At 41.3% G+C, this 1,643-nt stretch carries 1 protein-coding gene; it reads left to right on the top strand.

The features are described from left to right. Window positions 1-982: 982 nt before the first annotated feature. Entirely contained in the window at window positions 983-1,195 is a 213-nt protein-coding gene (locus ACFSB2_RS26575) for a hypothetical protein (RefSeq protein ID WP_377946270.1), read from the top strand. Window positions 1,196-1,643: the final 448 nt, after the last annotated feature.

Here is a 1,643-nt window from a genome sequence, read left to right as displayed (position 1 = left end):
GGTTCGATGACCCACGGGGGCGACGTTCTACCCGGCTACCGGAGTATACAACCCCTATAATGAAAGAGGTCAACCAGTAAGAACTGGCTGACCTCATAATACGATGGGGGGCTAATTCAAGAAGTCGACGTAAAAACCGATATCGGACGAGGAGGAGTACCAGATGTCCAAGTGCCCAAAATGCGACAATGATACATTTGAGATGGAGAGCGTACGTGTTCTCAACGCCCCTACGGAGTTGTTTTCTGTAAAGTGTTCACATTGTGATACTGTAATTACGATGTTTCCTCCCTATCTAGATACAACTACCGGTTCAGTCGTTAGTCAACTTGAAGGTCTTTCAGGTTTATTCCGAAAAAAAGTAAAATGATAATAGTTCTGGATTCAAGGTTACGTAACATGCCTTACCGGACGCCACTTTACGGGATAGCGTTGTTGTGAAGGGACAGAAGGGGCGATAAAAGTGCTGAAATCACTGAAAATAGTCATTTTCTTACTTATTGCGATGTTCGTTATCATATGTGTTTCAGCTGGCATTTTGATGTACAAGTCAGCAGTTTCATCTCCCAAAAGTGTCACAAGTGTACAAACTGCAATCGGGACAAAACAGTAATACTTATTTTCTGTTCTTTCTCCTGTAGTTAACAGCGCAACACCCCCAAAGAAACATAAATGAATTATGTTTCATTCAAAACACTGTGGAACCCCTTGTCGAACAAGGAGTTCCACAGTGTTTTGTTACTTTTTGCGTTCTTCTCGAATGAAACATAAAATAAGTTGGCGTATTTGCACCTTTCCCCGAAAAGGTTAATTTCAGATTTTTAAAAAGGGGTTAAGAAAGAAGAATGCGTTTTCCTCCCTTGAATGTTTCTATGCAAGCGGACTTCTAAAAAAAGCGTGACAAAATTGTGTCAGATCACATATTATTGACTTAAGAAAATTTTCGATCATTATTCAATGTAACCGGAAGGAGACTGAAGATATGCTGAATTTCAATGATTACATGAAGGGACCAGATGTCGACGCCCATGAAGTATTCGATGAATTTTTCGGCAGCGATGGTATCACTTTCCGTGACATGAAAGCGCTTTCTGAATTAGCCGCCAGTAAATATGAGGTAAATTTATACAAAAGGCTCTGCCATATGCCCATGAAAATAAGAATGTTTTTCGCTCCATATCGAAGAAAGGTGTAGTTGGAGTCCCGCCAACAAACACGCGAATATACAGCCGTCCATTATGATTGCAAAGGAATTGCCACTAGACCCCATGATTTTCACTATGGCTCATGAATTGAAACATCATCTCGTTGACCAGCACTCGAGAGTATCCTTTTGCGACCAGTCGAACGAACGTGAACCTATAGAAGGGGTATCGCTAGCGAAACGCAAATTTCGTACGCTAAGCTCAAAAGTGACGTGAAAGATGACTTTAATGCCACTTTTGAGCTTTCCAGAGCTAAGAAACCAGGTCCCTAAGCTGGATAACTCACCGAAATAGCGTCGTAAAAGTCGTGATGAGTGCTTATCAAACGACTTAGAGTACAGAAAATCGGCACTTTCCATCCATAAATTGTCTTAGCGTACGTCAGCATTCAGGTTTAGGGCATATGATGTAATTAATCCAGTTGGTTGTACAAGGGCA

Origin of the sequence: Alicyclobacillus fodiniaquatilis, assembly GCF_042678105.1 — a bacterium.
In the GTDB taxonomy this organism is placed as follows: domain Bacteria; phylum Bacillota; class Bacilli; order Alicyclobacillales; family Alicyclobacillaceae; genus Alicyclobacillus; species Alicyclobacillus fodiniaquatilis.
This window is presented reverse-complemented; position numbering and strand designations above follow the sequence as displayed.

Excerpts from the sequence above, each read along its gene's own strand:
- ACFSB2_RS26575 (WP_377946270.1), top strand. The coding sequence starts at position 983 with ATGCTGAATTTCAATGATTACATGAAGGGACCAGATGTCGACGCCCAT.